Genomic DNA, 25963 nt, shown 5'->3' on the forward strand with positions numbered 1-25963 from the left:
GGTGTCCTACTCTGCGGCCAGCCGGTCGCCCAAAAAGCCGCCCGACTGGCGCTTCCAGAGCTGCGCATACAGCCCTCCGCGTGCCAGCAGTTGCTCGTGCGTCCCCTCCTCCACGATCTTGCCGCCATCGATGACGATCAGCCGGTCGAGCGCTGCGATGGTGGAAAGCCGGTGCGCGATGGCGATCACCGTCTTGCCCTCCATCATGCGGTAGAGATTGTCCTGGATCGCAGCCTCCACTTCCGAATCGAGCGCCGAAGTGGCCTCGTCCAGAACCAGGATCGGCGCGTCCTTCAGCATCATCCGCGCGATCGCCACGCGCTGGCGCTGGCCGCCGGAAAGCTTCACGCCGCGCTCGCCCACATGGGCGTCATAGCCGCGCCGGTCCTTCAGGTCCGAAACGCCGGTAATGAAATCATGCGCGGCCGCCCGTTCGGCCGCGTCCTCGATCTCGGCCTGGGTGGCCCCTTCCCTGCCGTAGCCGATATTGTCGCGGATGGAGCGGTGCATCAGCATCGCCTCCTGGCTTACCACGCCGAACTGTGCGCGCAGCGAAGCCTGCGTCACCTCGCGCACGTCGTGGCCATCCACCAATATGCGCCCCTTCTCGACATCGAACAGGCGCAACAGCAGGTTGACCATTGTGGTCTTGCCGGCACCCGAAGGCCCCACCAGCGCTACGCGCTCGCCGGGCCGGATATGCAGGTTCAGATCGTCGATGATCCCCTCGTCCGCCCCGTAGTGGAACGAAACGTTCTCGAAGCGGATGTCGCCCTTGGCGCGCGGCATTGCGATTGCATCGGCCGCGTCGCGGATCGCCGGCCTCACCGAGATGGTGCCTGTCGCATCCTGGATCGTGGCATAGGAGCGGATCAGCCCGTTGATGTTGAACATCATCCAGCCCGACATCTGGTTGAGCCGGAAGACCAGGCCGAGTGCGGATGCGATTGCGCCCGAGGTGATGCCGCCACCGGTCCATTTATAGATGCAGAGCGCGGCGATGGAGGCCATCATGACGCCATTGGTCATAGCCACCGCCGCGCGCACCGTGGTGATCGCCCGCGTGAGCCGGATGACGGCTCGATAAAGCGTCTCCATGCCCTCGCGCACGAAGGCATGCTCGCGCCGGCCGCTGTCATAGAGTTTTACAGCGACGATGTTGGTGAAGGCGTCGACCATGCGGCCGTTGAAGATGGAGCGCTGGTCCGCCGCCGCCCGCCCGGCCTGTCGCATCTCCGGCAGCAGGAAGCGCACGATCGCCACATAGGCCGCGAACCATACGATGATCACCACACCCATCCACGGGTCCAGCGTCATCAGGATCGTGGTGGTCAGCACCACGAAGGTCAGGAAGGACCACATCGTCTGCAGCACGTTGACGATGAAGTCGCCCACCGCCTCGCCGCCTTGCATGATCTTGGTGGCGATGCGGCCGGCGAAATCGTTCTGGTAGAAGCCGTAGGGCTGCTCGATGACGCGGCGGAAGGATTGCCAGCGCACCATGGAGAAAAAGCCGGGCACGATCACCTGCTGCTCGGCCACGCCCGAGGCTACCATCACCGCGGTCCGCACCACCACGAGCAGCAGCAACAGGCCGGCAAGCTGCGGCCAATGGTCGGCCAGAAGCTGCTGCGGGGAAGAGGAATCGAGAATGTCGATCAGCCAGCCGATCGACCAGTAGAGCGCCGCGTCCACGGCGCCGGCCAGGCCGCCGACGATCAGAAGCAATAGCAGCGGCCCCTTCGCCTGCATGGCGAAATAGAGGATGAAGCGCCAGGCGCTGCTGGGCAGGACCTCGCGGTCCGTATCCTGAAACGGGTCGATCCAACCCTCGACCCGTTGCCACAGCTTCTCGCGCAACCCGTTCTCCTTCATTCAAGCCGGCCTTGCCGCCCCGCAAGCGGCGCCGGGTGCATGCCGCGCGCCGCTCCACCAATATAGGTGCTCGCAGCGGGAAAACATGCCGGCCAACATGGGCGGAATGACGATGCTTTCTGCCGCAAACGCATCCTCATTCGGCGGCGAGTTCCTTTCCGACTGCCGACGCATCGACTTCCTCCGGCAGGAAGCCGCCGGACTGGCGCATCCACAACTGGGCGTAAAGTCCGCCGCGTGCGACAAGTTCCTCGTGCGTGCCTTCCTCGATGATGCGGCCCTTGTCCATCACCACGAGGCGATCCATGGCCGCGATGGTGGAAAGCCGGTGGGCGATCGCGATCACCGTCTTGCCCTCCATCAGCCGGTAGAGGTTTTCCTGGATCGCGGCCTCGACCTCGGAATCCAGCGCCGAGGTCGCCTCGTCGAGGATCAGGATGGGTGCATCCTTCAGCATGACGCGAGCGATCGCGATGCGCTGGCGCTGGCCGCCCGACAGCTTCACGCCGCGCTCGCCGACATGGGCATCGTAGCCCTTGCGGCCCTTGGCGTCGGCCAGCGTCGCGATGAAGTCCTGCGCGGAGGCGCGCCGGGCGGCCTCAAGCATGGCCTCGTCGCCGGCATCGGGCCGGCCGTAGAGGATATTCTCGCGCACCGAGCGATGCAGCAGCGAGGTGTCCTGCGTGACCATGCCGATTTGCGCGCGCAGCGAATCCTGCGCCACCGCGGAAATATCCTGCCCGTCGATGGTAATGCGGCCGCTCTCGACGTCGTAGAAGCGCAGAAGCAGGTTGACCAGCGTCGACTTGCCCGCGCCCGAACGCCCGACCAGCCCCACCTTTTCGCCGGGCCGGATCGTCAGCGACAGGTTCTCGATGATGCCCTTGCCCTTGCCGTAGTGGAACCCGATCTTGTCGAACTCGATCTCGCCCCTAGGCACCGTGAGCTCGGGCGCATTGGGCTTGTCCTCCACCAGCCGCGGCAGCGAGATCGAGGTGATGCCGTCCTGCACCGTGCCGATGTTCTCGAACAGGCCGGAGACCTCCCACATGATCCACTGCGACATGCCCCACAGCCTCAGCACCAGGCCGATCGCCACCGCCACAGCTCCGATGGTCACCACCTCGCCGAGCCACAGGTAGATCGAGAGCGCACCCACGGTCAGAAGCAGCAGCGAGTTGAGCGCATAGACGACTATGTAGAAGAGCGTGATCAGCCGCCCCTGCGCATAGGCGGTCTGCATGAAATCGCTCATGCCCTCGCGTGCATAATCGGCCTCCCGCCTTGCGTGGGAAAACAGCTTCACCGTCTGGATGTTTGTATAGCTGTCGACGATGCGCCCGGTCATCAGCGAGCGGGCATCGGCCTGCGCTGCCCCAACCTTGCCGAGCCGCGGCACGAAGAAGCGCAGCGCGACCAGATAGCAGCCCAGCCACACCAGCAGCGGCGCCACCAGCCGCCAGTCGGCCGAACCGACGATGACCAGCACGCCCAGGAAATAGACGATCACATAGTTCAGCACCTCGACGAACTTGATAACCGTCTCGCGCACCGCCAGCGCCGTCTGCATCAGCTTGGTGGCGATGCGGCCGGCGAACTCGTCCTGGTAGAAGGTCATGGACTGGTTGAGCAGGTAGCGATGCACCTGCCAGCGGATGCGCATCGGATAGTTGCCGAACATCGTCTGGTAGGTGTTGAGCGAGGACAGCGCCACCGTCGCCGGCAAGACGACGGCGACCACCAATGCCATGCCCGCGAGCTTCCACCACTCCGTCTCAAGGAACGTCTCGCGGTCGTGCGCCGACAGCCAGTCAACGATGTTGCCGAGGAAGCCGAACATCCAGACTTCCATGATGGCGATCAGCGCCATGGTAATCGCCGCGACAAGCACGAAGGGCCAAGCCGGCTTGGTGAAATGCCAGCAGAACGCAGCCAGCGTGCGCGGCGGCTCGACCGGCTTGTCGGCAGGAAACGGATCCAGTCTCTGTTCAAACCAGCGAAACATCTTGATTCTCTTCACGTTCGGGTCATGCGGCGTGCTGCAGCGGGCGCTCGCATGCGTCTTCTTGCATCTCTTCGCCGGTCGAAGCGGAATCGCCAGCGGCAGCGATTCCGGCCTGACCAGTGTAATATGGTTGCGCCTTCGCGCCGACCCCATCGCACGCCGTTCCTGACACTGTCATGTCAGGCGTCGCTGTCGGCACGGCCGGCCGGGCAAGGGCACCCAGCCAGTCCGTCAGCCGCCGGATCGGCGAGCGATAGCCCGGATCGGGACCGGCGCCCGACAAATCGATGTCGGGCAGGCTGCCGCGACGCCTTCGGCCTTCGGATGGCTGTTCAAGCGGCACGCGCGCGCCGATGGCCAGCGCCCAGGCGGCAAGCTTGCGCTCATGCAGGCTGGTGCCGCTGCTCAGCCGGCGCGCAACTCGGGAGGGCGGTTCAGACGGGGCCTCGGGCCCCTTGGCAAACGGATAAAACATCGCAGGATTCCTTCGGGAACGGAGAAGAAGTTCCGGCGGAAATCGAGACGATGCTGCTTTGGAATGTCAGATGGTGCTAAAGCGTCGAACCGAACCCGCCGTCAGGCCTTATGGCCGCGGTGGAGCCAAAACATACGTACAGCCATGCTTTCCTCCCTCGGTTCGAGTTGACAATGCGCGCTCTATAGCTCCTTTCGGCGGCAAACACCATGCCGGCCAAGTAACTTTCCGTGACGGCAAGGAAACAGTTGCGCAACGGCAACAGATTAGCAGGGCAAGATATTGAACGAAGGCATTCGCATAGCGCTCTACCAGCCCGACATCGCGGGCAATACAGGCACCATACTGCGCATGGCCGCCTGTTTCGGTCTCGCCGTCGACATCATCGAGCCGGCCGGCTTCGATCTCTCCGACCGAAACCTGCGCCGGGCCGGGATGGACTATCTCGAAATGGCCGCCCTGAGGCGCCATGTCGATTTCGCGGCCTTCGACGCCTGGCGCATGGCGGAAGGGCGCAGACTCCTGCTGTTCACCACCAGGGGCGCCCTGCCCTACACCGAATTCCGCTATGCCGATGGCGACATAATATTGTTTGGCCGCGAGTCGGCGGGCGTACCCGATCATGTGCACGAACGCGCCGACGCGCGGCTGCTCATCCCCATGCGCGGCGGCGGCCGCAGCCTGAACCTGGCGCTCAGCGCGGCCATGGCCGCCGGCGAGGCGATGCGGCAGCTCGGCTGAAACGTCTTCCACGCCCGCAATCACCGCCAGGCGCGCGATGCGCCGCCTCCGCAGCGTCACCCATCCTGCAATTTCCACCCTTGCGAACATGCCGGCATCCTTCGGTTTGCGTGGCGAAGGATGCCTTGCTACAACCTCAACCAAAGTTGAGGTCAAGCAGGAAATCGAAGATGGTCAAGGAGCTTTCCGTCGGCGAGGTGGCGCATCGCAGCGGCGTCGCGGTTTCGGCGCTGCATTTCTACGAAACCAAGGGGCTCATCCGCAGCCATCGCACGGCGGGCAACCAGCGCCGCTACGGCGGCGATGTGCTGCGCCGCGTCGCCATCATCCGCGTGGCGCAGGAGGTCGGCATCTCGCTTGCCGACATCGCGGAGGCGCTGGCCACGTTGCCGGACGGCCGCACCCCCACGCGCGACGATTGGCGTGTGCTTTCCGAAGGTTGGGCAGCAGACCTCGACCGCCGCATCGAACAATTGCAGAAACTGCGCGACGGGCTCACCGGCTGCATCGGTTGCGGTTGCATGTCGCTCGACCGCTGCCCGCTGCACAATGCCGGCGACCGCCTTGGCGCCGAGGGGCCTGGCCCGCGGCGGCTTTTGGTGGGCGCGGCGCGAAAGGCGGCTAATCGGACGAAGGGAGCCGCCGTATCGTGAATTCGATCACGTCGCCGGGACGCTCGTACCAGCTTTCGATTGTCGTCCAGTAGGCCTGTTTCGGCCAGCGCTCGAACCATTCCTTGGCCTTCGCGCGCGCCGCGCCACGTGGAAGCACGAATGTCTCGCGCAGGAAACCGTCGCGCGGCGTGCGCGCGCGCTCGGCACGGCTCTGTTCCAGCCTCTTCTTCAGGCCATCCAGCGGCGGTCTCGTCGGGGTACGCACGAGGAACTCCTTGACCCAGATCATTTACAGATTAGGGATCACGTCGAGAAAAAACGAGTCATTTGTGCAGCATGCCGCCCGTTGGCCGGCATCGCCAGAACCAGTGGAGACCGCATGGAGCGCCCAGAGATCCCGGCCGGCCTGCCCGCCGACATCGAAACCAAGAAGGAAACGGCCCGCATCTGGTTCGAGGAACTGCGCGACCGCATCTGCGCCGCCTTCGAGAAACTGGAAGATGATCTGTCCGCCACCCAGGCCACCTCATGGGCCCCCGGCCGCTTCGAGCGCACGCCCTGGCTGCGCGAGGAAGGCAAGGGCGGCGGCGGCGTCATGTCGATGATGCATGGCCGCGTCTTCGAGAAGGTCGGCGTCCACACCTCCACCGTCCATGGCGAATTCTCGCCCGAGTTCCGCAAGCAGATGCCCGGCGCCGAGGAAGACCCGCGCTTCTGGGCCAGCGGCATCTCGCTCATCGCCCATCCCTGGAACCCCAACGTGCCCGCCGTTCACATGAACACGCGCATGGTGGTCACCTCGCGCCAGTGGTTCGGCGGCGGCGCCGACCTCACCCCCGTGCTCGACCGGCGCCGGACGCAGGAAGACCCGGATACGCAGGCTTTCCACAAGACCTTCGCCTTCACCTGCGGCAAGCACCCTGAAGTCGCCGACTACGCCAAGTTCAAGACCTGGTGCGACGAGTATTTTTTCCTCCCGCACCGCAACGAGGCGCGAGGCATTGGCGGCATCTTCTACGACTGGCTGCACTCGCCGGAGGAGAAGGGCGGCTGGGACGCCGACTTCCGCTTCACGCAGGATGTCGGCCGCTCCTTCCTGGTGGTCTATCCGCATCTGGTGCGCAAGAATTTCAGCACCGAATGGTCCGAGGCCGACCGCGAGGAACAGCTCATCCGGCGCGGGCGCTATGTCGAGTTCAACCTGCTCTACGACCGCGGCACCATCTTCGGCCTGAAGACCGGCGGCAACGTCAACTCCATCCTGTCGAGCATGCCGCCGGCGGTGAAGTGGCCGTGAGGCGTTGCATGCGCTAGCCGCGCACTTGACGCTTGAACGACATACGCTAAGAGCGCATAATCCGGGAAAATCTCGGGTTGTGGATGAAGATTTCGTTCGATCCGGCAAAGGATGAGAAGACCCGGGTCGAGCGTGGATTTTCACTCGCGCTTGGCGTGGATGTCATTCGCAACCAGGTAGCCTTGAGATTGGATGATCGTCGCGACTACGGCGAAGATCGCCTGATCTCCTTTGGCTATGTGGAAGAGCGGCTCTTCGTTTGCGTCTACACGGTTCGCGGCGATACCTTGCACATAATATCCGTCCGCAAGGCGAACGACAGGGAGATCAAAAGATATGGTCGACGATCCTGACTTCGCCGACAGCCCCGAATGGGACGAAGGCAACACGCGTCTGCCAGATGCCGCAGCCAAGTTGAAAGCGGCGCGGGCTGCCCTCCTCATGAGCCAAGGCGACTTTGCGAAGCTTCTTGGCATCCCGGTTGCGACGCTGCAGAACTGGGAGCAGCGCAGGACGCATCCCGACCCGGTCGCCAGAACCCTCATCGACCTGATCGCGGACGACCCCCGCGAAATGCGCAAGCGCCTGGAGAAAAGAAGCGCGGCCTGACTGTCGCACTGGCCGTGTCTCGGTTGGCGCCTAGAATGTTGGTTAACTTTTGGCTGACAGTCTCGGCGCATGGCTAAGAAATCCTTTACCGGCACCCTCACCCTGCTCCTCGCCCTCGGCGCGGCTGGCGCCGCCGGGGCACGCGACCTATCTGAATGCGAGCGCAACGGATCGCAGGCCAGAATGGCGGCTTCGAGCACTCAGGAACGCCTGCTCTCGTCGGCCCCCTCGCCCCGGGGCTGCCCCGAGCTGCTGGCCGATGCAAAAAGCCTCACGCAGCCTGCAAGTCCCGGCTCGGCTACGACAGCCCTGCCCGCCGACGCCAACGCATCTTCCATCATCCACGCCGACAATTTCACCGTTCTGGTCAAGCGGCCGGAAAACGCCTCCGCCGAGACGCTGGTGCTGCTGCACGGGTCCGGCGGCGACGAGACCACGCTGATGTCGCTCGCCTCGCGCATCGCGCCGCGTGCGGTGTTGGTAGGCGTGCGCGGCCGCATCGTGCAGGACGGCAAGAAGCGCTGGTATCGGCGACTCACCCCGACCAGCTTCGACCAGCGCGATATCCGCTCGGAAGCCGCAGCCTTCGCCGGCTTTCTCACCGATGCGGTGAAGAAGAAGGTGCTGAACCTCGATCACACCGTCTTCCTCGGCTATTCCAACGGCGCGAATCTGCTGGCGGCGTTGTCGTTGCTGCATCCGGGCTTGATCGAACGTGCGGTGCTGCTGCGGCCGATGCCGGTGCTCGATGCGGTGCCCGACGTCAGCCTCTCCGGCACGCGTTTCCTCGTGGTGGCCGGGGCTTCCGACACCACCTACGCTCCCTTCGCGCCGGCGCTGGAGGCAACCTTGAAGGGCCATGGCGCCCATCTCGACGCCCGCACCATCAAGGCCGGCCACGGCCTCGGCGACGAGGACGTCAGGATCGTCAGCGAGTGGCTGGGCCGCTCCAACGCGGTTTCGCTGAACTAGCTTCCCCATCAAAGGCTTGGGGCGGAATGTTCGAGCCGGGCCCTCGCGCAAGGCTGGCCCATCAGAATGATTTGATCGTAGGCCGATAAGGGCAGCCCGGCGGCGCTTTGCGTGCTATCATCGCGCTCCGAACAACGATGCGAGGAAAGGAGAAACCGATGAAGGAATTTCAGTGCGGCTCGCTCGTCCCCGGCTGCCAATGGCATACCCGTCACGAAGAAGAAGCTGAAGTCATGCGCCGCGCGGTCGAGCACATGCGCGAAACCCATGGCGAAACCATCATCCGCGAGACGATGATCGAGGCGATCCGCTCCCGCATCGAGAAGGTTCGCGACGCGGCCTGATCCCGAACCGGCTCAGGTCGTCGCCTTCAGGCTCTCTGCGGCGCGTTCGAGGAGTGCGCCGCGTTCCAGCGCAAAACCAGAATCGACCCAGGCGCTTTCGAGCGCCCGCAGCATGTCGCCCATCTTCGGCCCCTTGGCCACGCCAAGAGCTGCCAGGTCTCCGCCATTGACCGGAAACACCGGCCGTTCCCATTTCACGGCAAAGCCCAGCAGGCGGGAATAGCCGCCGGCCTCCATCATCGCCTTGTCGTCCTCGACCGCGCGGCCGCGCGCCGAAGCGAGCGCCAGCTTCAGCCGGTCGACGATGCCGCCCCGCTCGCCGCGATAGAGCATTTTCGCAAAAGCGCCCTCGCTCATCGTGGACGCCGGTGCCGAAGCGGCGGCCCACTGCGCCAGCCGCTCGGCTTCAGCGTTGGAAAGCCGCAGTCGTTCCGCCATCGCCTCCATGCGCGCCGCGTCCGGCGGCACGATCGCCTCCAGCCGCAGCATCGGGTCGGCCGGCCAGCCCAGATCGGCCTCGGTCCGGGCCAGCGCGTGGATCGCGTCGATGCCCCATTTCTCGCTTTCCGGCAAAATGCGCGTCAGTACGCCGGCCTGTCGCATCCACAGCAAGGCGCGCGAAGGGTCGGGCGCGGCAAGCAGCTTCTTCAATTCGCTCCACACGCGCTCGGCCGACAACTGGTCGAGCCCTTCCTTCAGTCGTGCGCAGGCTTTCAGCCCCTCCGCGTCCGGCCGCCCGGCGCCATACCAGGCAAAGAAGCGGAAAAAGCGCAGGATGCGCAGAAAATCCTCGCGGATGCGCGCTTCCGGATCGCCGATGAAACGCAGCGTGCGGCTTTCGAGATCGGCGAGCCCCCCGACCAGGTCCACCACCTGCCCGTCGGCTTCCGCATAGAGCGCGTTGATGGTGAAGTCGCGCCGCTCGGCATCCGCTTTCCAGTCGCGGCCGAAGCGCACCTTGGCGCGGCGGCCATCCGTTTCCACGTCGGCGCGCAGCGTCGTCACCTCGAACGGCCTGCCGCCGGCGATCACGGTGATCGTGCCGTGGTCGGCCCCCGTCGGCACCGTCTTGAAGCCAGCGGCCTTGGCGCGGCGCGCCGTTTCGTCCGGCTCGGTCGTGGTGGCGATGTCCACATCGGCCACCGGCTGGCCCAGCAGGGCGTTGCGCACCGCCCCGCCGGCGATCCGCGCCTGCTGGTCATCGGCGTTCAGCGCCTGCAGCAGCTTCTGCAGGTCTGCATCGCCCAGCCAGGGCGCCTTGCCGGCAATCGACACGCTGCCGCTCATGCATAAAACCTTTCATAAAGAGTGCGGATGATGCCCGCAGTCACGCCCCAGATGCGCTGCCCGCCATAAGGCATGTCGTAATAGACCCATTTGCGGTTGTCCCACATGCGGCTGCCCTGGTGGTGGTTGGCCGGGTCCATCAGGAAGCGCAGCGGCACCTCGAAGGCGGTGTCCACCTCATGCGCGTTCAGCGTCAGGTGAAAGTCGGGCCGAACGATGCCCAGCACCGGCGCGATGAGGTAGCCGCTGCCGGAGACATAGTCCGGCATGCGCCCGATGATCTCGACACGGTCGGCGCCAAGGCCGATTTCCTCAGTCGTCTCGCGCAGTGCCGCAAATTCCGGCGTCGGGTCAGTGGCGTCGATGCGCCCGCCCGGAAACGCCACCTGGCCCGAATGGCTACGCAGCTTCTCCGCCCGCTTGGTCAGGATCACGCTTGCTTCGTCGCCATGGTCCACCACGGGAATCAGCACCGCCGCCGCGCGCAGGTTGTCGCGCCGGATCAGGTCGCCGAAGCCGGGATTGAAATAGTGGTCGCCATAGTCGTGACTGACATCTTCCGGATGCAGGCGCACCACGCGCTCGCGAAAATCGCGGGCGGAAAACAGCGGTGCCGCAAACCTGTCCATGGCTCAGGCGCTCAGCCGCCGCAGCTTCTCGGCGGTCATGATCGGGAAAACCTCACCCTTCGAGCGCACGGCGAACATCGGTTCGCCGTCGATCTCGATCTCCTCGCCGTATTCGACCAGCTCATACATCACCGGCCGCGCCACCAGCGCCTCCAGTCGCCCGCGCACCAGCACGTAGGGCTTCAGGCCCCCGGTCTCGTCCTCGTCCACGAAGCGCATCGGGCGGTCGGGGCCGGCCTCCACCACATCGCCCACATTGGTGCGGAAGGTGATGACCTGCCCGTCGCCCTCGCCCGTCACCGTCATCTCCACGGCAACGAAAGGAGCATCCACCACCCGGATGCCCACCTTCTCCACAGGCGTCACCAGATAGGTCTTGCCGTCGGCGTCCTTGCGCAGCACCGTGGAAAAAAGCTGCACCAGCGGCATGCGCCCGATGGGCGTGCCAAGATAGAACCAGGTGCCGTCCTGGCGGATCTCCATGTCGAGGTCGCCACAGAAGTCCGGATTCCAGCGTTCCACGGGCGGAAGCCCTTGTCCGGCCCGGGTCGCGCGCGAGATAAGTGCCTGAAGACCGGCAGCGTCGCCGACCTTCGTGAGCCCGCCTTCAATATGTGCTTCGTCTTTGGTCATGGTCACGAAATAGTCACTGTTGTTAAGCTTGTCAGCCTTGGTGCGTGATTTAAGTTCATTCATCTGCGCGGCAAAAGTGCTAATCGTGGCCAACGAAACGGCAGCCACCTTCCCGGACAAGTGAGGTTCCAAGCGGCATGAGCGTAGTGATCAAGGACCCCTCGATCGCCAAAAAGGAAATGATCGCGGACGCCGAAAAGGCATTGCGCGACATTTCCAAGATTCGCGACGGCGTCGGCAAGGTCATCTTCGGCCAGGAAAGCGTGATCGAACGCACGCTGGTTGCGCTGCTGGCCGGCGGACACGCCCTGCTGGTCGGCGTGCCGGGCCTGGCCAAGACCAAGCTGGTGGAAACGCTGGGCATCGTGCTCGGCCTCGATTCGCGCCGCGTCCAGTTCACGCCCGACCTGATGCCCTCCGACATTCTCGGCTCCGAGGTGATGGAGCAGGACGAAAGCGGCAAGCGCTCCTTCCGCTTCATTCCGGGCCCGATCTTCGCCCAGCTTCTGATGGCCGACGAGATCAATCGCGCGAGCCCCCGCACGCAGTCGGCGTTGCTGCAGTCCATGCAGGAATATCACGTCACCGTCGCTGGCGCGCGCCACGACCTGCCTGCCCCCTTCCACGTGCTCGCCACCCAGAACCCGCTGGAGCAGGAAGGCACGTATCCGCTCCCGGAAGCCCAGCTCGACCGCTTCCTGATGCAGATCGACATCCACTATCCTGACATCGAAGCCGAGCGGCGCATCCTTCTGGAAACCACCGGCGTCGAGGAGGCCAGGGCCGCCAACGTGCTTTCGCCCGCGCGCCTGCAGGAGATCCAGCGGCTCATCCGTCGCATGCCGGTGCCCGAAAGCGTGGTCGAGGCGATCCTCGATCTGGTGCGCTCGGCGCGGCCGGGCCAGGGTGACGCCGAGACCGACAAGCATGTGGCCTGGGGTCCGGGCCCGCGCGCCAGCCAGGCGCTGACGCTCTGCACCCGCGCCCGCGCGCTTTATGACGGGCGGCTGGCGCCGTCGATCGACGACGTGAAGGCGCTGGCCGAGCCGGTTCTGCAGCACCGCATGGCGCTTACCTTCGCCGCCCGCGCCGAAGGCATGAGCGTGCGCGACGTGGTGGCGCGGCTGGTGAAGGGAATCTGATGGCACGCATCGGCGCGGCCTCGCCTCCTGTCGGTACGAAAGACGCCCTTGCCCGCGCAAGGCAGCGCGCTTTTCTCGTTCCCGACCTGCTGATCGAGGCGCGCCGCGTCGTCAACACCGTTATTTCCGGCTGGCACGGCCGCCGCAAGCGCGGCATCGGCGAGAATTTCTGGCAGTTCCGCCCCTATGTCGAGGGCGAGAGCCTGTCGCGCATCGACTGGCGCCGCTCGGCCCGCGACGACCACATCTATGTGCGCGATCGCGAATGGGAGGCAGCCCATACCGTGTGGCTGTGGGCCGACCCGTCTGCCTCCATGCTCTACCAATCGAGGGCTGCGCATGTTTCCAAGGATTCGCGCGCGCTGGTGCTTATACTCGCGCTGGCCGAGCTTCTGTCGCGCGGCGGCGAACGCATAGCCTGGCCGGGCCTCACCGATCCCTTCACTGCCCGCAACGGCGCCGAGCGGCTGGCGGCCCACCTCACCCATGCCGGCGCGCTTCCGCACCGGCCCGACCTCAGCGCCGTCCGCCGCTTTTCCGACGTCGTCATCGCCAGCGATTTCCTCGATCCGGTCGAGGAAACCAAGGAATGGCTCGACACGCTCGCCCGGCGCGGCGCCCGCGCGCATCTGATCGAGATCGCCGACCCGGTCGAGGAAAGCTTCCCATATTCCGGCCGCACCGAATTTACCGACCCCGAAACCGGTGAAAAGCTCACCGCCGGCCGCGCCGAACAGCTCGGCGCCGACTACCGCCTGCTCTACACCGCCCGCCGCGAAGAGCTTGCCGCCTGGTGCAAGCGCCTGGGCTGGAGCTACACCGTCAACCACACCGACCGTCTCGCCTCCGAGGCGCTGGTGCAGGTGCACATGGCCATGAGCGCCGAAAGCGGCTACGCCTCCGGGGTGCGCGCATGAGCTGGCTGCCGCTCTCCTTCGGCTTTCCGGCCATCCTGTGGGGCCTGCTTGCGCTGCCGGTCATCTGGTGGCTGCTCAGGCTCACCCCGCCCAAGCCGGAGACCGAGGTCTTCCCGCCTCTGAAGATTCTGGCGCGGGTGCTGCGCCGCGAGGAAACGCCTCGTCGCAGCCCGTGGTGGCTCACCTTGCTGCGCCTGCTGATGGCCGCGCTGGTGATCATGGCGCTGGCTGAACCCGTCTTCAACCCGCGCGAGAAGCTTCCCGCGGTCGGCAGCGGGCTTGCGCTGGTCATCGACAATGGCTGGGCCGCTTCGCCGGATTGGAACCGCCGCGTCGCCACCGCCGAGCGCCTGATCGACGATGCGGCGGCCGGCGCCCAGCGGATCCTGCTCGCCTTCACCGCCGAAAAGCCCAACGCCGACATCGGCCCGTTCGACGCGCGGGCCGCGCGCGACAAGCTGCGCGCCGCCAAGCCCCGCCCGATCCCCACCGACCGTCCCGGCGTCTATGCCCGCGTCGCCGCGGCACTCGACGCCATGCCCGGCGCCAGCATTGCCGTTCTGGCCGACGGCCTGGCCGCAAAGGGCGACGAGGCCGCTTTTGCCACGCTTCTGGGCAAGGGTCCGGCCAGCGTCGTCTGGGCGGTGCCCGACCGCATCGCCACAGTTGGTCTGACCAAGGCCGAAAACCAGCTCGACGGCTTTGCCTTCACCGCCGTGCGCCCTTCGTCCGACCCTGCCCCCCGGCAGGTCGCGGCGGGCGCCTTCGACGACAAGGGCCGACGCATCGCCGATGCGGCCATCGCCTTCGGCACGGGCAAAACCGTCGGCACCGGACTGATGAAGGTTCCGTTCGAGCTGCGCAACGATTTCGCCGCCATCCGCATCGACGGCGAGAACCATGCGGGTGCAGTGCGCGTGCTGGACGAAAGCTCCAAGCGCCGCCGCGTCGGGCTCATCTCGCAGGCCGAGGCCGACCAGGCGCAGCCGCTCCTGGCCCCGCTCTATTACATCCGCCGCGCGCTCTCGCCCTATGCCGATCTGGTCGAACCGCAAAGCCGCGACCTCGCCGACGCCATCCCCCAGCTTCTGGAACAGAAGCCGGCGATGATCGTCATGGCCGACATCGGCACCATCCCCGAGCCCGCCCGGCAGAAGCTGGTGGAATGGGTGAACAATGGCGGCATGCTGGTGCGCTTTGCGGGCTCCCGCCTCGCCGCCGCCGGCAATGACGACGACCTGCTGCCGGTACGCCTGCGCACCGGCGAGCGCTCGCTGGGCGGCGCGCTGTCATGGACCGAGCCGCAGCCGGTCACCGAGTTCCCCAAGACCGGACCGTTCTCCGATCTCGCCCCGCCGTCCGAAGTCGCCGTCAGCCGGCAGGTGCTGGCCGAACCCGCCGCCGATCTGGTCGAGCGCACCTGGGCCAACCTTGCCGACGGCACGCCGCTGGTCACAGGCGCGCGGCGCGAAAAGGGCACGATCGTCCTTTTCCACACCGCGCCGGATGCGACATGGTCCAACCTGCCCATCTCCGGCACCTTCGTGGAAATGCTGCGCCGCCTAGTGCAGATGTCGCGCAACCAGGGTAGCCTTGCCGCCAATGCCGAGGGCCAGGTAGCGTCGCTGGCGCCATATCGCATGATCGCGGCCGATGGTTCGCTGGTGCCGCCGCCTGCCGAGGCCCGGCCGCTCACGGTCGGACGCGGGGCCGTGCCCGTCAGCATCGAGAACCCGCCGGGCCTCTATGGAAGCGAGGACGGCGTGGTCGCGCACAACTTGCTGGCCGCCGACGCTACGCTTGCGCCGCTCGTGCGCCCCCACATCGCGGCCCCGGTCACCGAAATGCGCTATGCTGTGAACGAATCCCACGACCTAAAGGGACCGCTCGTGGCGGCAGCGCTCGCTCTCATGCTTTTGGACACGCTGGCCGTGTTCTGGCTGGGCGGCATGTTCGCCGGCCGCCGCAGCCGCGACGCCGCGCGCGGCGCGGGCGCCGCAGTGATGCTTCTCGCGGCGGGCGCGCTGTTCTTCGCATCTGCGCCGCATGCGCGCGCCGACGATTCGAAGCCCGGCGACGAGCAGGCCATAGAGGCCGTGTCGAAGACGCGGCTTGCCTATGTCATCACCGGCGACGCCGCCATCGATTCCATCAGCCGCGCCGGCCTCGACGGCCTTTCCCGCTTCCTGGTGGAAAAGACCGCGCTCGATCCCGGCAAGCCGGCCGGCGTCGACATAGCGCGCGATGAACTGGCCTTCTATCCGCTGATCTACTGGCCGATCGACCCCAAGGCGCCGCTGCCCTCGCAGGAGGCCATCGCGCGCGTCGATGCCTATATGCAGCAGGGCGGCACGGTGCTTTTCGACACGCGCGACCAATATGCCAGCGGCATCGACGCCAGTTCCACCAGTCCCTCCACGGAAAGGCTGCGCGACATCCTGGCCGGGCTCAACGTGCCCCCGCTGGAGCCTGTGCCGTCCGATCACGTGCTGACGAAATCCTTCTACATACTTCCGGAGTTTCCCGGCCGCTTCAACGGCAGCCCGCTCTGGGTCGAGGCATCGCTTGAAGCCGCCAATCCCGAGCACCGCCCGGTGCGCACCGGCGATGGCGTTACCCCCATCATGATCACCGCCAATGATTTCGCCGGCGCCTGGGCCGTCGACGAAAACGGCGACCCGATGTTCCCCACCGTGCCGTCCGATCCGATGCAGCGGCTCTACGCCTATCGCGTCGGGGTCAACATCGTCATGTACATGCTGACGGGCAACTACAAGTCCGACCAGGTCCACGTGCCCGCCCTGCTCGAGAGGCTGGGGCAGTAGCATGAACAACTGGACCCTCTCCTTCGAACCCCTGCTAGGCTGGCAGTTGCTGGCCCTCATACTCGTGCCACTCGCAATCCTCACCCTAGCCGGCCTGTTTTTCCGCCGGCGCGGCTCGCTCCTGCGGCTGGCGGCACTGGCGGCACTTGCCGCCGTCCTGTTCAATCCGGTGCTTCTGGACGAGGACCGCGAGCCGTTGCAAAGCGTCGTGGCCCTGGTGGTCGACCGCAGCCCCAGCCAGGACATCGGCAACCGCGCCGCCCAGACAGACCAGGCCCTGGCGGCGCTCAAGGAACGGCTCGCCCGCTTCAAGCAGTTCGAGGTCCGCGTGGTCGAGGCCGGCAAGGCCGACGCCGCCGACGAGCGCACCGAAACCCGCCTGTTCTCCGCCCTCGACGGAGCGTTCCGCGATGTGCCGCCCTCGCGCATCGGCGGCGCCATCATGATCACCGACGGCCAGGTGCATGACGTGCCGCCCGGCGTGCCGGGCATCCATGCGCCGCTTCACGCGCTGATCACCGGCGAGGAAGGCGAGAAGGACCGCCGCATCCGCTTCGAGAAGTCGCCGCGCTTCGGCATTGTCGGCAAGCCGCTCGACATGAGCTACCGTGTCATCACCTCGGGCGGGGAGACCGGCGATGTGAACGTGCGCGTCTCCATCAACGGCCAGCAGGTCTCCGTCGAGCGCGCGACCATCGGCCGGGAAATGCCGCTACGCATCACCGTGCCGGCTGCAGGCCGCAACATTGTCGAGGTCGCCGTCGACCGCGAGGAAGGCGAGATCACCGACATCAACAACCGCGCCGTGGCGCTGGTCGACGGCATCCGCGAGAACCTGCGCGTGCTGCTGGTCTCCGGCGAGCCGCATGCCGGCGAGCGCACCTGGCGCAACCTGCTCAAGTCCGACGCCTCGGTCGACCTCGTGCACTTCACCATCCTGCGTCCGCCCGAAAAGCAGGATGGCACGCCGATCAACGAACTCTCGCTCATCGCCTTCCCGACGCGCGAGCTGTTCGTCGACAAGATCAACGAGTTCGACCTCATCATCTTCGATCGCTACCAGCACCGCGACGTGCTGCCGATCCTCTATTACGACTACATCGCCGAATATGTCGAAAAGGGCGGCGCGCTGCTGATCGCCGCCGGCCCCGAATATGCCGGCCAGCAGTCCATCGCGCGCACGCCGCTACTGCCTGCGCTTCCGGCCACGCCCACCGGCGAGGTGGTGGAAAAGGGGTTTTATCCGCGCCTCACCGATCTCGGCAAACGCCATCCGGTCACGCGGGGCCTGGAAGGCTCGACAGCCGAGCCGCCGCATTGGAGCCGCTGGTTCCGCATCATCGGCATCAACCAGCCCGAGGGCGAGGTCGTCATGAAGGGCCCCGACGACCGGCCGCTGCTTGTGCTCGACCGCAAGGGCGAAGGCCGCGTCGGCATGTTCCTGTCCGATCAGGGCTGGCTGTGGGCGCGCGGCTATGAAGGCGGCGGCCCGCATGTCTCGCTCTATCGCCGCATCGCCCACTGGCTGATGAAGGAGCCCGAGCTCGAGGAGGAACGCCTTACCGCCAGCGGCCGCGGCATGACGCTGGACGTGCGCCGCCAGACCATGAAGGACAACCCCGGCAGCGCACAGGTCATCACCCCCTCCGGCAAGGCCATGACCGTGCCGCTGACGCAATCCGAGCCCGGCATCTTCTCCGGCAGCGTGGTGACCAAGGAAATCGGCCTCTACCAGGTCGGCAATGGCGACCTGACGGCGCTCGCCCATATCGGCCCGATCAACGCGCCCGAATTCGGCGACATGGTTTCCACCGAGGCGGTACTGAAGCCCTATGCGGAAAAGACCGGCGGCAGCGCGCGCCGGCTTGCCGAGGGCGCGGGCATCGCAGTGCCCAGCATCGTGCCGGTGCGCGGCAATGCCGAAGCCGCCGGCCGCGACTGGATCGGCCTGAAGACCACCGACGACAGCGTGCTCAAATCGGTGAGCCGCGTGCCGCTCTTCGCCGGCTTCTTCGGCCTCGGCCTTCTGCTCGCCGCCCTGGGCGCCATGTGGTACCGCGAGGGGCGATAGCGGTTTCCCCCAATAAACGCTTTTTCGGGTCGGGGCTGACCGCTATTGCTTCGGCCGGCATCGAAGCCCGCAGCTTCAGCCAGCCTCAAAACGCAATGCTCAGCCCCGCGCGCGCCACGGCGATGAAGGCCTGGTCGCTGCCATAGCCTGCCTCGACGGTGCCGTTGATCTGCATGCTGGAGGCGTTGACGAAGGTGAAGTCGGCGCCGGCAAAGCCGCGGATCGCGCCCCTGTCTCCGCCCGGGGTAAAGACGATATCCTGCCCCAGAAGCGTGGCGGATACGTTGCCGCGGCTCTGCGCGATGCCGTCTATGCCGGCCCTCAGCCTCGTGGCCAAGACGCCGCTCTCGGTGGCCCATGGCGTCAGCGGCAGGGCGACCTGGCCGCGCGCCTCGAAGACATGCACGTTGCGCGAATCCACCGTCAGGGCATCCTCGGCGCCTCTCTCCTCATAGCCATCCAGAAACAGGCCAGCATAGCGCAGCCGCAGGCTGGGAACCACGACTGTTCCGCCAACCTCCATGCGCGTTCCGACCGCAACCGAAGGGCTGACATAGACGCCGTCGAACTTGGCGTGCGCGGTCTCGATGCCGCCCTGCACCGTGTTGTTGGCGATGCGGCGGTCGCTGTTCTGGCGCATGGAGCCGACGGAGAGCGAAAGATCGGCGAAGTTCAGCACTGACGCGTAGCCCAGATAGCCGCCGCCGAAGAAGCTGCTGTGGTCGATGTCGTGGATCGAGCCGTCGACGCGGGCCGAGCCGCCGGCCGCGCCGATAAAACCGCCGCCGCGCCAATGGTCGGAAACTTCTCCCTCAAGGCCGAATATCACGCCGCCGAGCGAGTTGCGGAAGCCCGCCTCGTCGTCCGAGCCGTCCTGCGAGCGATAGCCGCCCAGGGCTGTCGCCCAGAATACGGGCCCCATCTTCTCCGGTAAGGCATCGGCGTCGAACGGCAGGTCGCCGGTCACGCCGAAGACGCCGCGGAACCCTTCCCCCCGCGCCACGGCGAGCCTGTCTTCCACCGCGCCGGCAATATCGCCCGTCAGGTCGGCCACCACCGCGTGAGCGCTGCTGAAGCCTGCCGTATCCAGCACCGCCACCTTGTCGCCGCTGACGACGAAGGGCCGGTTGCCGGCCATCACCACGTTGGGGAGATTGCCGGAAAAGGTCATCATCGCATTCAACCCGGAGCCGAATGCAACGGTGTTGTCGATGCCGCCGAAGATGATGTCCCCCTGGATAGCCGTGCCGGCCAGCAGGTTGAGCCTGGCGTTGTGGCCGCCGAACAAGATGGCTCCATCGCCGTCGTTGATGATCTTGCCGGAATTCGTGACAATGGCGTTGTTCCCGTCAGTGCCGACCCCAATGGAGCCGAGGCCGCTGACGATGATCGAACCGCTGTTGTGGATGACCGCGTTGTCGCCAAGGCCGACACCCGGGCCGGCGCCCATACCGATGCCGATTCCTACTGTTACCGATCCCGAAGCCCTGATCGTGCCGGTGTTCGATATACTTGCATCGTCGCCACCGACAACAATCCCCCCGGAAGCCTCCCCGCTGCTGTCAATCGCCCCCCGATTGAAAATGGTGAAACGGTCGCCATTTGCCGCAACGCCATGGCTGGCCTCGCCGCTGGTGCGGATGGAACCGTCGTTCAAAACGGTAACATCCGAGGTGGATATCGACAAAACCGCATCCCCGACAGCGATGCCCGTGGTCCCGTAGCCCGTTGTCTCGATTTGCCCCCCGTTTCCGACCGTGCTGCGATCCCCGCCCACCGCGATGCCGGTTGAACCCTTGTTCAGGATCCGGATAAGTCCATCGTTGGCGACGCTGGAGTCCTCCCCGAGCAAAAATATGCCGACCGCATTCTCGCCGGAGATCACGACATTGCCCGACCCGGAATTGCGCACCTGCGCACGCGGGCCGTCCACAACTATGCCATGCGAACCGTAGCCCTCGGTCTCAACGAATCCATTGTTGACAATCAATGCATCCGCGCCGACCTCGCCGAGTATTCCATGGGATTCCATCCCCGTCGAACGGATGAGGCCGTTGTTGACGATGCTGGCGCCGTCGCCGACAAAATAGACTCCCATCGCGTCCTTACCGGAAGTCTCGATCGTACCGGCATTGGTCAACTTCTGGCGGTCGTTCGCCATCACGGCGCCATCTTCGCCGTCATCGCCCGTGCTGATCTTGCCTCCGGCCTTCACCGTTCCGGTGTCGCCGGCGTTGCCCATCACCTGGTGCCCTTCCGTCTGTCCGGGCTGGATCGTGAAGCTCTGGGAAAATGTCGGCCAGGAGGCCAATGCGGTCGCTGCGAAGAGGGAAATTGCAAGCGAGCGCTGCATGCCTACAGGAATCAATGCCATGTCACCTCGCGAATATATGCGCGCCGCATTGCTGTCGGGAAATCGACTTTGACCCTATCGACGTCTCTTTTTCAAGCGTTGCTTTCGCCTCATGTGGAAACCACAAGATAGAAACGCGCCGGAAGAGATGTAAATCTTTCGGCGCGTTTCATTTATGCAACGTTCGTTGTTGGCTTTACTATCGCCGCAACACGGCCGAAAGCACGTCGCGGATGCCGATCGCGCCGACAAAGCGCGACTGTTCGTCGAACAGCGCCACGGGCGAGGTCTGCGAGCGGTGCATGGCCAGCATCACCGTCTTCAGCGTGGTGCCCGGCCGCGCCCAGAACACGCGCGGCGCGTCGGGCGGCAGCGTTTCCACCTCATCGCAGGAAACCCAGATTGCCGGCTGGCCGTTGCGCTCGGCCGCGGTCACCAGCCCGTCCTTGTCGATCTTGAAGCGCGTGGTCTGGCGGCGGTCCAGCCACAGCCAGCCGTCCCCGCCGGCGTGCTCCAGGTCGCGACGGTCGCGCATCACGTTCCAAGCCGTCAGCACCGACAGCGGGTTCACGTTGGAGATGAAGTCGCGCACATAGTCGCTGGCGGGCCGCAGCACGATGTCCTCCGGCGCGCCCGTCTGCACGATGCGCCCGCCCTCCATGATGGAGATGTGGGTGCCGATCTTCAGCGCCTCTTCCAGATCGTGGCTGACGAAGATGATCGTCTTCTTCAGCTTGTCCTGGAGTTGCAGCAGCTCGTCCTGCAGCTTGGTGCGGATCAGCGGGTCCAGTGCCGAGAACGGCTCGTCCATCAGCAGGATCGGCGCTTCCGTGGCGAAGGCCCGTGCCAGGCCCACGCGCTGCTGCATGCCGCCTGAAAGCTCATGCGCGTATTTCTTCGACCACTGGTCGAGGCCGACCAGCGCCAGCTGCTTCCTCACGCGCTCCTTGCGCTCGGCATCCGGCACACCGGATAGCTCCAGGCCGAAGCCGACATTCTCCTCCACCGTGCGCCACGGCAAGAGGCCGAACTGCTGGAACACCATGGCCACGCGCGTCTGCCTTATGTGGCGCAGCGTGGCCGCATCGCAGCTCGCCACATCCACCATTCGGCCGCCGTCCTTGACCATCACGCTGCCGCGTGCGGGCACGTTCAGCAGGTTGACCGCACGCAGCAGCGTGGACTTGCCGGAGCCCGAAAGCCCCATCAGCACCGAGATCTCGCCTTCGTTGACGGTCAGGTTGCAGCCGGCGCAGCCCAGCACCGCGCCGGTCTTCGCCAGGATATCCGCGCGGCTCGCGCCCTTGTCGATCAGCTCCAGCGCCTCCTTCTGCGCGGAGCCGAAGACGATGTCGACATTCTTGAAATCGACGGCCGCACTCATTTTGCGCCTCCCGTGCCAATGCGGCTCATGCGGTCGAGGATGATGGCGAGGATGACGATTGCCAGGCCCGCCTCGAGCCCGAGCGGGATGTTGACCGAGTTCAGCGCGCGCACCACCGGCTTGCCCAGGCCGTTGGCGCCGATCAGCGCGGCAATCACCACCATCGACAGCGAAAGCATGATGCACTGGGTCAGCCCAGCCATGATCGTGGGCAGCGCGGCCGGCAGCTCCACCTTCCACAGCAATTGCCGCCTGGTGGCGCCGAATGCCTCGCCGGCCTCGATCATGGGCTTCGGAACCGAAGTGATGCCGAGATAGGTGAGCCGGATGGGCGCTGGCGCGGCGAAAATGACGGTGACGATCAGGCCCGGCGCGATGCCAAGGCCGAAAAGGATCAGTACCGGAATGAGATAGACGAAGGTGGGCATGGTCTGCATCAGGTCGAGCACCGGCTGCAGCACGCGGTAGCCCCGCTCGCTATGGGCGGCCCAGATGCCGATCGGCACGCCGATGGCCATGGAGGCTGCTGCGGCGGCCACCACCAGAACCAGCGTCTCGATGGTTTCCTTCCACAGCCCTTGGTTGACGATGAACAGCAGGCCGATGGCGACGCCCAGCACCAGCTTCCAGGAGCGCTGCAGATACCAAGCGATCAGCGCTATCAGCGCGATCAGCGCGATCGGCGGAAGCCAGAGCAGCGCATCGACCAGCCCTTCCAGCGCAAGCGCAAGACCGGAAGCGATCGAGTTGAAAAACCACTCGAAATTCGTGGTCAGGAAATCAAAGAATTGCTTGCCCCAGCGCCCGATCGGAACTTTGACGCCCGAGATAAATGCCGAAACCGGATCCACCCTATCTCCTCTCTTTCATTGCCTCCCCCGTTTGCGGGGGTGGCGCCGCTCCCACCCATGGAGCAAACGGCGGGGCAGCCATTGCCGCCCCGCCGTCAAGATTCCGCGTTGGCGCTCAGAGACCGAGGGCCGACTTGACCGCAGCCGGCGCGTCGCCACCGTCGAAGGTCGTCACGCCCTCGAGCCAGGGCGTCATCGCCTCGGGATTGGCCTTCAGCCAGGCAGTCGCGGCTGCCTTCGGCTCGGCGCTGTCATTGAGGATCGCGCCCATGATCTCGTTTTCCATCTTCAGCGAGAAAACGAGATTGGTCAGGAACTTGCCGATGTTCGGGCACTCGGTGGCATAGCCGGCGCGAACGTTGGTGGCGACCGTCGCGCCGCCGAAATCCGGCCCGAACACGTCATCGCCGCCGGTCAGGTACTTCATGTCGACCATGGAGTTCATCGGGTGCGGTTCCCAGCCCAGGAAAACCACATCCTTCTTGGCGCCCGCCGCCTTGGTCACCGCCGAGAGCATGCCGGCCTCCGAGCTCTCCACCAGCTCGAAGCCCTTGAGGCCGAAGGTGTCGGCTTCGATCATGTCCAGGATGAGGCGGTTGCCGTCGTTGCCGGCCTCGATGCCGTAGATCTTGTTGTCCAGCTTGTCCTTGAACTTGGCGATGTCGGCGAAGTCCTTCAGGCCGGCCTCATAGGTGTAGGACGGCACCGCAAGCGTGTACTTCGCGCCCTGCAGGTTCACCACCAGCGTCTCGACCGACTTGTCTTCCTGATAGGGCTTGATGTCGGCTTCCATGGTCGGCATCCAGTTGCCCAGGAACACGTCGATGTTCTTGGCCTTGAGCGAAGCATAGGTCACCGGCACCGACAGCACCTGCACGTCGGGCGCATAGCCCAGCGCCTCGAGGATCACCGACGCGGTAGCAGTCGTGGAGGTGATGTCGGTCCAGCCGACATCGGAGAAACGCACTTTCTTGCAGCTTTCGGATTCGGCTGCGAGCGCGCTGCCCGAAAAAAGAACCGCCGCCATACCGAATGACATGGCGAATGATTTCATACGCGACATATGCGTGTCTCCCATTGAAAATTTGCTGGCGGAGCGAATTGTGTGCGGCGTCAAGCCGTTCGTGTTTTAGCCAAACATCATTTTTGAATGGTTTCAAGCGCCGCGGGTGGGCAAGGCGCGGCGCGGAGTTTGCTGGAGACGACAAATTCTTCCTTCACAAGCGACACGCCGTCCCCCCTGCACCCGCACATATTGCCCGCTACAGGTTGTGATGAGCGTCAAAACAAAATATCTGGAAGACGGCGATATGATCGTGCCGGTCGCTGCGCCGATAGGCCGCGGTTTTCGCGCCGGTCCATCGAGAGGAACATCGGAAATCAGATGCTTGACGACAGTTCCAACATCTTCATCCGGGCGCTCAGATCAATCGGCCGCGTTGTCGCCTGGCCGTTCAGGCGGGTTTGGGGCTGGTACTACCGGCAGAACTGGATTCTTCAGGCCGTGGCCGCGCTCTGCGTGGCCGGCGTTGCGGGCCTCTATGGCTATTTCATCTGGCAAACGCAGGCCTGGACCAACTTCAATCCCGACTACGCAGACGCCTACCAGTTCGAAAAGCGCAGCACCACTGCGGGCGAACAGCTGGCTGAAATCGACGGCAGCGCAACCAAGACTTGCGCCCGCTCGGCCATAGCCGACGTCACCGCCGACCTCACCGACTTCAACGTCAACCAGAACGCCTGGATCTCGTCGATGCTTCTCTACAAGCTCGGCTTCTTCGGCCTGTCCTGGGACGACACCCCCTTCCTCGACAACAAGGCCTCGTTCCAGCGCGGCATCAATCAGGCGGTGCGGCGCACCACCACCGAACTCGCCGACAATCTCGGCCGCGTTCGCGGAACCAGCCAGGTCGACACCGACCTTCAGTCGGCGCGCGGCAACATGCAGTTCGATGAATACACCTGGTATTTCGGCCTGCGGCCCTTCGGCCCCAAGACGCCGACGCCCAGCTATTACCGCTCGGCCATCAAGAGCCTGCGCGCCTTCAACACGCGGCTGGAAAAATGCGGCGCCGTCTTCGACGCGCGCGCCGATAACCTGATCCAGTTCATCGACCGCATCGCCAACGACATCGGCAGCACCTCGGCCATCCTGAAGGACCGCGCCGAGAACCACAGCAATGGCTGGCTCGACCCGCGCGCCGACGACCGCTTCTGGTTCGCCTATGGCCAGCTCTACGGCTATTACGGCCTGCTCAAGGCCGCGCATGCCGACTTCGAGGACGTGCTGCGCACGCGCAATCTCGACAGCCTCTGGAACACGATGGAGCAACAGACGCGCTCGGCGCTCAACATCCAGCCCTTCATCATCTCCAATGGCGCTGAAGCCGGCTGGATCATGCCGTCGCATTTGATCACGATGGGCTTCTACATCCTGCGCGTGCGCTCCAACCTGGTGGAAATCAGCAACGTCCTGTCGCGCTGACCCGACGCCAAACCGCGTTATCGGGGCGCTTGGGGGCGACTGCTTCCCCTGTCTGTCGCAATCCGCGTATTGCACGGCTGTTTTGAGACGGCGAAAACGAGCCCCGTCGGGATTCTATGCCCGGCGAAAGACGCCGGATCGCGCGTCGCCAAAACTGGAAATGCAACGGAAGGGATCTTCTGCCTATGTCCGAATTCAAGACAGACATCGAAATAGCGCGCGCGGCCACGAAGCGTCCGATCCAGGAGATCGGCGCCAAGATCGGCATCGCGCCGGAGCACCTTTTGCCCTACGGCCACGACAAGGCCAAGGTGTCGGCCGACTTCATCCAGTCGGTCAAGGGCAACAAGGACGGCAAGCTGATCCTGGTCACCGCCATCAACCCGACCCCGGCCGGCGAGGGCAAGACCACCACCACGGTGGGGCTCGGCGACGGCCTCAACCGCATCGGCAA

24 protein-coding genes are annotated in these 25963 nt (G+C 65.2%); 13 read left to right on the forward strand and 11 right to left on the reverse strand.

The window, feature by feature from the left end; all coding sequences use genetic code 11:
• Positions 1 to 6: 6 nt before the first annotated feature.
• From ABLE86_RS04405 to ABLE86_RS04415, 3 genes are all read right to left on the reverse strand, one after another.
• A complete protein-coding gene (locus ABLE86_RS04405) occupies positions 7 to 1875 on the reverse strand; it encodes an ABC transporter ATP-binding protein (RefSeq protein ID WP_348777677.1) in 1869 nt (622 codons plus the stop codon).
• A 136-nt stretch (positions 1876 to 2011) separates the two neighbouring features.
• Positions 2012 to 3880, reverse strand: a complete 1869-nt coding sequence (locus tag ABLE86_RS04410) for an ABC transporter ATP-binding protein (protein ID WP_348777678.1) — start codon at positions 3878 to 3880, stop codon at positions 2012 to 2014.
• Between the two features lie 22 nt (positions 3881 to 3902).
• Complete coding sequence (locus ABLE86_RS04415) at positions 3903 to 4355, reverse strand: hypothetical protein (RefSeq protein WP_348777679.1); 453 nt, start codon at positions 4353 to 4355, stop codon at positions 3903 to 3905.
• Positions 4356 to 4637: 282 nt separating this feature from the next.
• On the opposite strand from ABLE86_RS04415, the gene ABLE86_RS04420 reads away from it, so the two are divergent.
• Both ABLE86_RS04420 and soxR read left to right on the forward strand, forming a co-directional pair.
• A complete protein-coding gene (locus ABLE86_RS04420; protein ID WP_348777680.1) occupies positions 4638 to 5096 on the forward strand; it encodes a tRNA (cytidine(34)-2'-O)-methyltransferase in 459 nt (152 codons plus the stop codon).
• 170 nt (positions 5097 to 5266) lie between these two features.
• On the forward strand, positions 5267 to 5749 hold the full coding sequence (gene soxR / locus ABLE86_RS04425; protein ID WP_348777681.1) for a redox-sensitive transcriptional activator SoxR: 483 nt from the start codon (positions 5267 to 5269) through the stop codon (positions 5747 to 5749).
• Here soxR and ABLE86_RS04430 read toward each other — a convergent pair.
• Entirely contained in the window at positions 5718 to 5975 is a 258-nt protein-coding gene (locus tag ABLE86_RS04430) for a hypothetical protein (protein ID WP_348777682.1), read from the reverse strand. The genes soxR and ABLE86_RS04430 overlap by 32 nt on opposite strands.
• 114 nt (positions 5976 to 6089) lie before the next feature.
• Here ABLE86_RS04430 and hemF point away from each other — a divergent pair, with 114 nt between their 5' ends.
• The 5 genes from hemF (at position 6090) to ABLE86_RS04455 (ending at position 8932) form a co-directional block, all read left to right on the forward strand.
• The gene (gene hemF, locus ABLE86_RS04435; protein WP_348777683.1) at positions 6090 to 7007 is read left to right on the forward strand and encodes an oxygen-dependent coproporphyrinogen oxidase; all 918 of its coding nucleotides are present in this window, start codon (positions 6090 to 6092) and stop codon (positions 7005 to 7007) included.
• A gap of 83 nt (positions 7008 to 7090) precedes the next feature.
• Positions 7091 to 7360 (forward strand): BrnT family toxin, encoded by a 270-nt coding sequence (locus ABLE86_RS04440; protein ID WP_348777684.1) that lies wholly within the window; start codon positions 7091 to 7093, stop codon positions 7358 to 7360.
• Positions 7344 to 7616: a helix-turn-helix domain-containing protein gene (locus ABLE86_RS04445; protein ID WP_348777685.1), complete on the forward strand. Its 273-nt coding sequence runs from the start codon at positions 7344 to 7346 to the stop codon at positions 7614 to 7616. The genes ABLE86_RS04440 and ABLE86_RS04445 overlap by 17 nt, the downstream gene beginning before the upstream one ends.
• Positions 7617 to 7685: 69 nt before the next feature.
• A complete protein-coding gene (locus tag ABLE86_RS04450; RefSeq protein WP_348777686.1) occupies positions 7686 to 8588 on the forward strand; it encodes an alpha/beta hydrolase in 903 nt (300 codons plus the stop codon).
• Positions 8589 to 8746: 158 nt separating this feature from the next.
• Positions 8747 to 8932 (forward strand): DUF1059 domain-containing protein, encoded by a 186-nt coding sequence (locus ABLE86_RS04455; RefSeq protein WP_348777687.1) that lies wholly within the window; start codon positions 8747 to 8749, stop codon positions 8930 to 8932.
• A gap of 12 nt (positions 8933 to 8944) precedes the next feature.
• Here ABLE86_RS04455 and ABLE86_RS04460 read toward each other — a convergent pair whose 3' ends face one another.
• Genes ABLE86_RS04460 through ABLE86_RS04470 form a run of 3 tightly spaced genes read right to left on the reverse strand, consistent with a single transcriptional unit; the run spans position 8945 to position 11481 of the window.
• Entirely contained in the window at positions 8945 to 10219 is a 1275-nt protein-coding gene (locus ABLE86_RS04460; protein ID WP_348777688.1) for a CCA tRNA nucleotidyltransferase, read from the reverse strand.
• A complete protein-coding gene (locus tag ABLE86_RS04465; RefSeq protein WP_348777689.1) occupies positions 10216 to 10848 on the reverse strand; it encodes a CoA pyrophosphatase in 633 nt (210 codons plus the stop codon). The genes ABLE86_RS04460 and ABLE86_RS04465 overlap by 4 nt, the downstream gene beginning before the upstream one ends.
• A gap of 3 nt (positions 10849 to 10851) precedes the next feature.
• Positions 10852 to 11481 (reverse strand): DUF1285 domain-containing protein, encoded by a 630-nt coding sequence (locus ABLE86_RS04470; protein WP_348777752.1) that lies wholly within the window; start codon positions 11479 to 11481, stop codon positions 10852 to 10854.
• A gap of 137 nt (positions 11482 to 11618) precedes the next feature.
• Here ABLE86_RS04470 and ABLE86_RS04475 point away from each other — a divergent pair, with 137 nt between their 5' ends.
• Genes ABLE86_RS04475 through ABLE86_RS04490 form a run of 4 tightly spaced genes read left to right on the forward strand, consistent with a single transcriptional unit; the run spans position 11619 to position 18436 of the window.
• A complete protein-coding gene (locus ABLE86_RS04475) occupies positions 11619 to 12623 on the forward strand; it encodes a MoxR family ATPase (protein ID WP_348777690.1) in 1005 nt (334 codons plus the stop codon).
• Positions 12623 to 13540, forward strand: a complete 918-nt coding sequence (locus ABLE86_RS04480; RefSeq protein WP_348777691.1) for a DUF58 domain-containing protein — start codon at positions 12623 to 12625, stop codon at positions 13538 to 13540. Before ABLE86_RS04475 ends, ABLE86_RS04480 begins: the two co-directional genes overlap by 1 nt.
• Positions 13537 to 16365 (forward strand): DUF4159 domain-containing protein, encoded by a 2829-nt coding sequence (locus ABLE86_RS04485; protein WP_348777692.1) that lies wholly within the window; start codon positions 13537 to 13539, stop codon positions 16363 to 16365. Before ABLE86_RS04480 ends, ABLE86_RS04485 begins: the two co-directional genes overlap by 4 nt.
• Before the next feature lies 1 nt (position 16366).
• Complete coding sequence (locus ABLE86_RS04490; protein WP_348777693.1) at positions 16367 to 18436, forward strand: hypothetical protein; 2070 nt, start codon at positions 16367 to 16369, stop codon at positions 18434 to 18436.
• Positions 18437 to 18521: 85 nt separating this feature from the next.
• On the opposite strand, the gene ABLE86_RS04495 is transcribed toward ABLE86_RS04490, so the two are convergent.
• From ABLE86_RS04495 to ABLE86_RS04510, 4 genes are all read right to left on the reverse strand, one after another.
• A complete protein-coding gene (locus ABLE86_RS04495; RefSeq protein ID WP_348777694.1) occupies positions 18522 to 20810 on the reverse strand; it encodes an autotransporter domain-containing protein in 2289 nt (762 codons plus the stop codon).
• A gap of 178 nt (positions 20811 to 20988) precedes the next feature.
• Positions 20989 to 22173, reverse strand: a complete 1185-nt coding sequence (gene choV / locus ABLE86_RS04500; protein WP_348777695.1) for a choline ABC transporter ATP-binding protein — start codon at positions 22171 to 22173, stop codon at positions 20989 to 20991.
• Positions 22170 to 23024: a choline ABC transporter permease subunit gene (gene choW, locus ABLE86_RS04505; protein ID WP_348777696.1), complete on the reverse strand. Its 855-nt coding sequence runs from the start codon at positions 23022 to 23024 to the stop codon at positions 22170 to 22172. The genes choV and choW overlap by 4 nt, the downstream gene beginning before the upstream one ends.
• Positions 23025 to 23139: 115 nt before the next feature.
• Positions 23140 to 24087: a choline ABC transporter substrate-binding protein gene (locus ABLE86_RS04510; RefSeq protein WP_348777697.1), complete on the reverse strand. Its 948-nt coding sequence runs from the start codon at positions 24085 to 24087 to the stop codon at positions 23140 to 23142.
• Between the two features lie 321 nt (positions 24088 to 24408).
• On the opposite strand from ABLE86_RS04510, the gene ABLE86_RS04515 reads away from it, so the two are divergent.
• Both ABLE86_RS04515 and ABLE86_RS04520 read left to right on the forward strand, forming a co-directional pair.
• Positions 24409 to 25509: a DUF2333 family protein gene (locus ABLE86_RS04515; RefSeq protein WP_348777698.1), complete on the forward strand. Its 1101-nt coding sequence runs from the start codon at positions 24409 to 24411 to the stop codon at positions 25507 to 25509.
• Positions 25510 to 25694: 185 nt separating this feature from the next.
• Positions 25695 to 25963 (forward strand): formate--tetrahydrofolate ligase (locus ABLE86_RS04520; protein ID WP_348777699.1); only part of this gene is annotated, 269 nt, incomplete at its 3' end.

Origin of the sequence: Mesorhizobium sp. KR2-14 (assembly GCF_040049255.1) — a bacterium.
Classification (GTDB): domain Bacteria; phylum Pseudomonadota; class Alphaproteobacteria; order Rhizobiales; family Rhizobiaceae; genus Pseudaminobacter.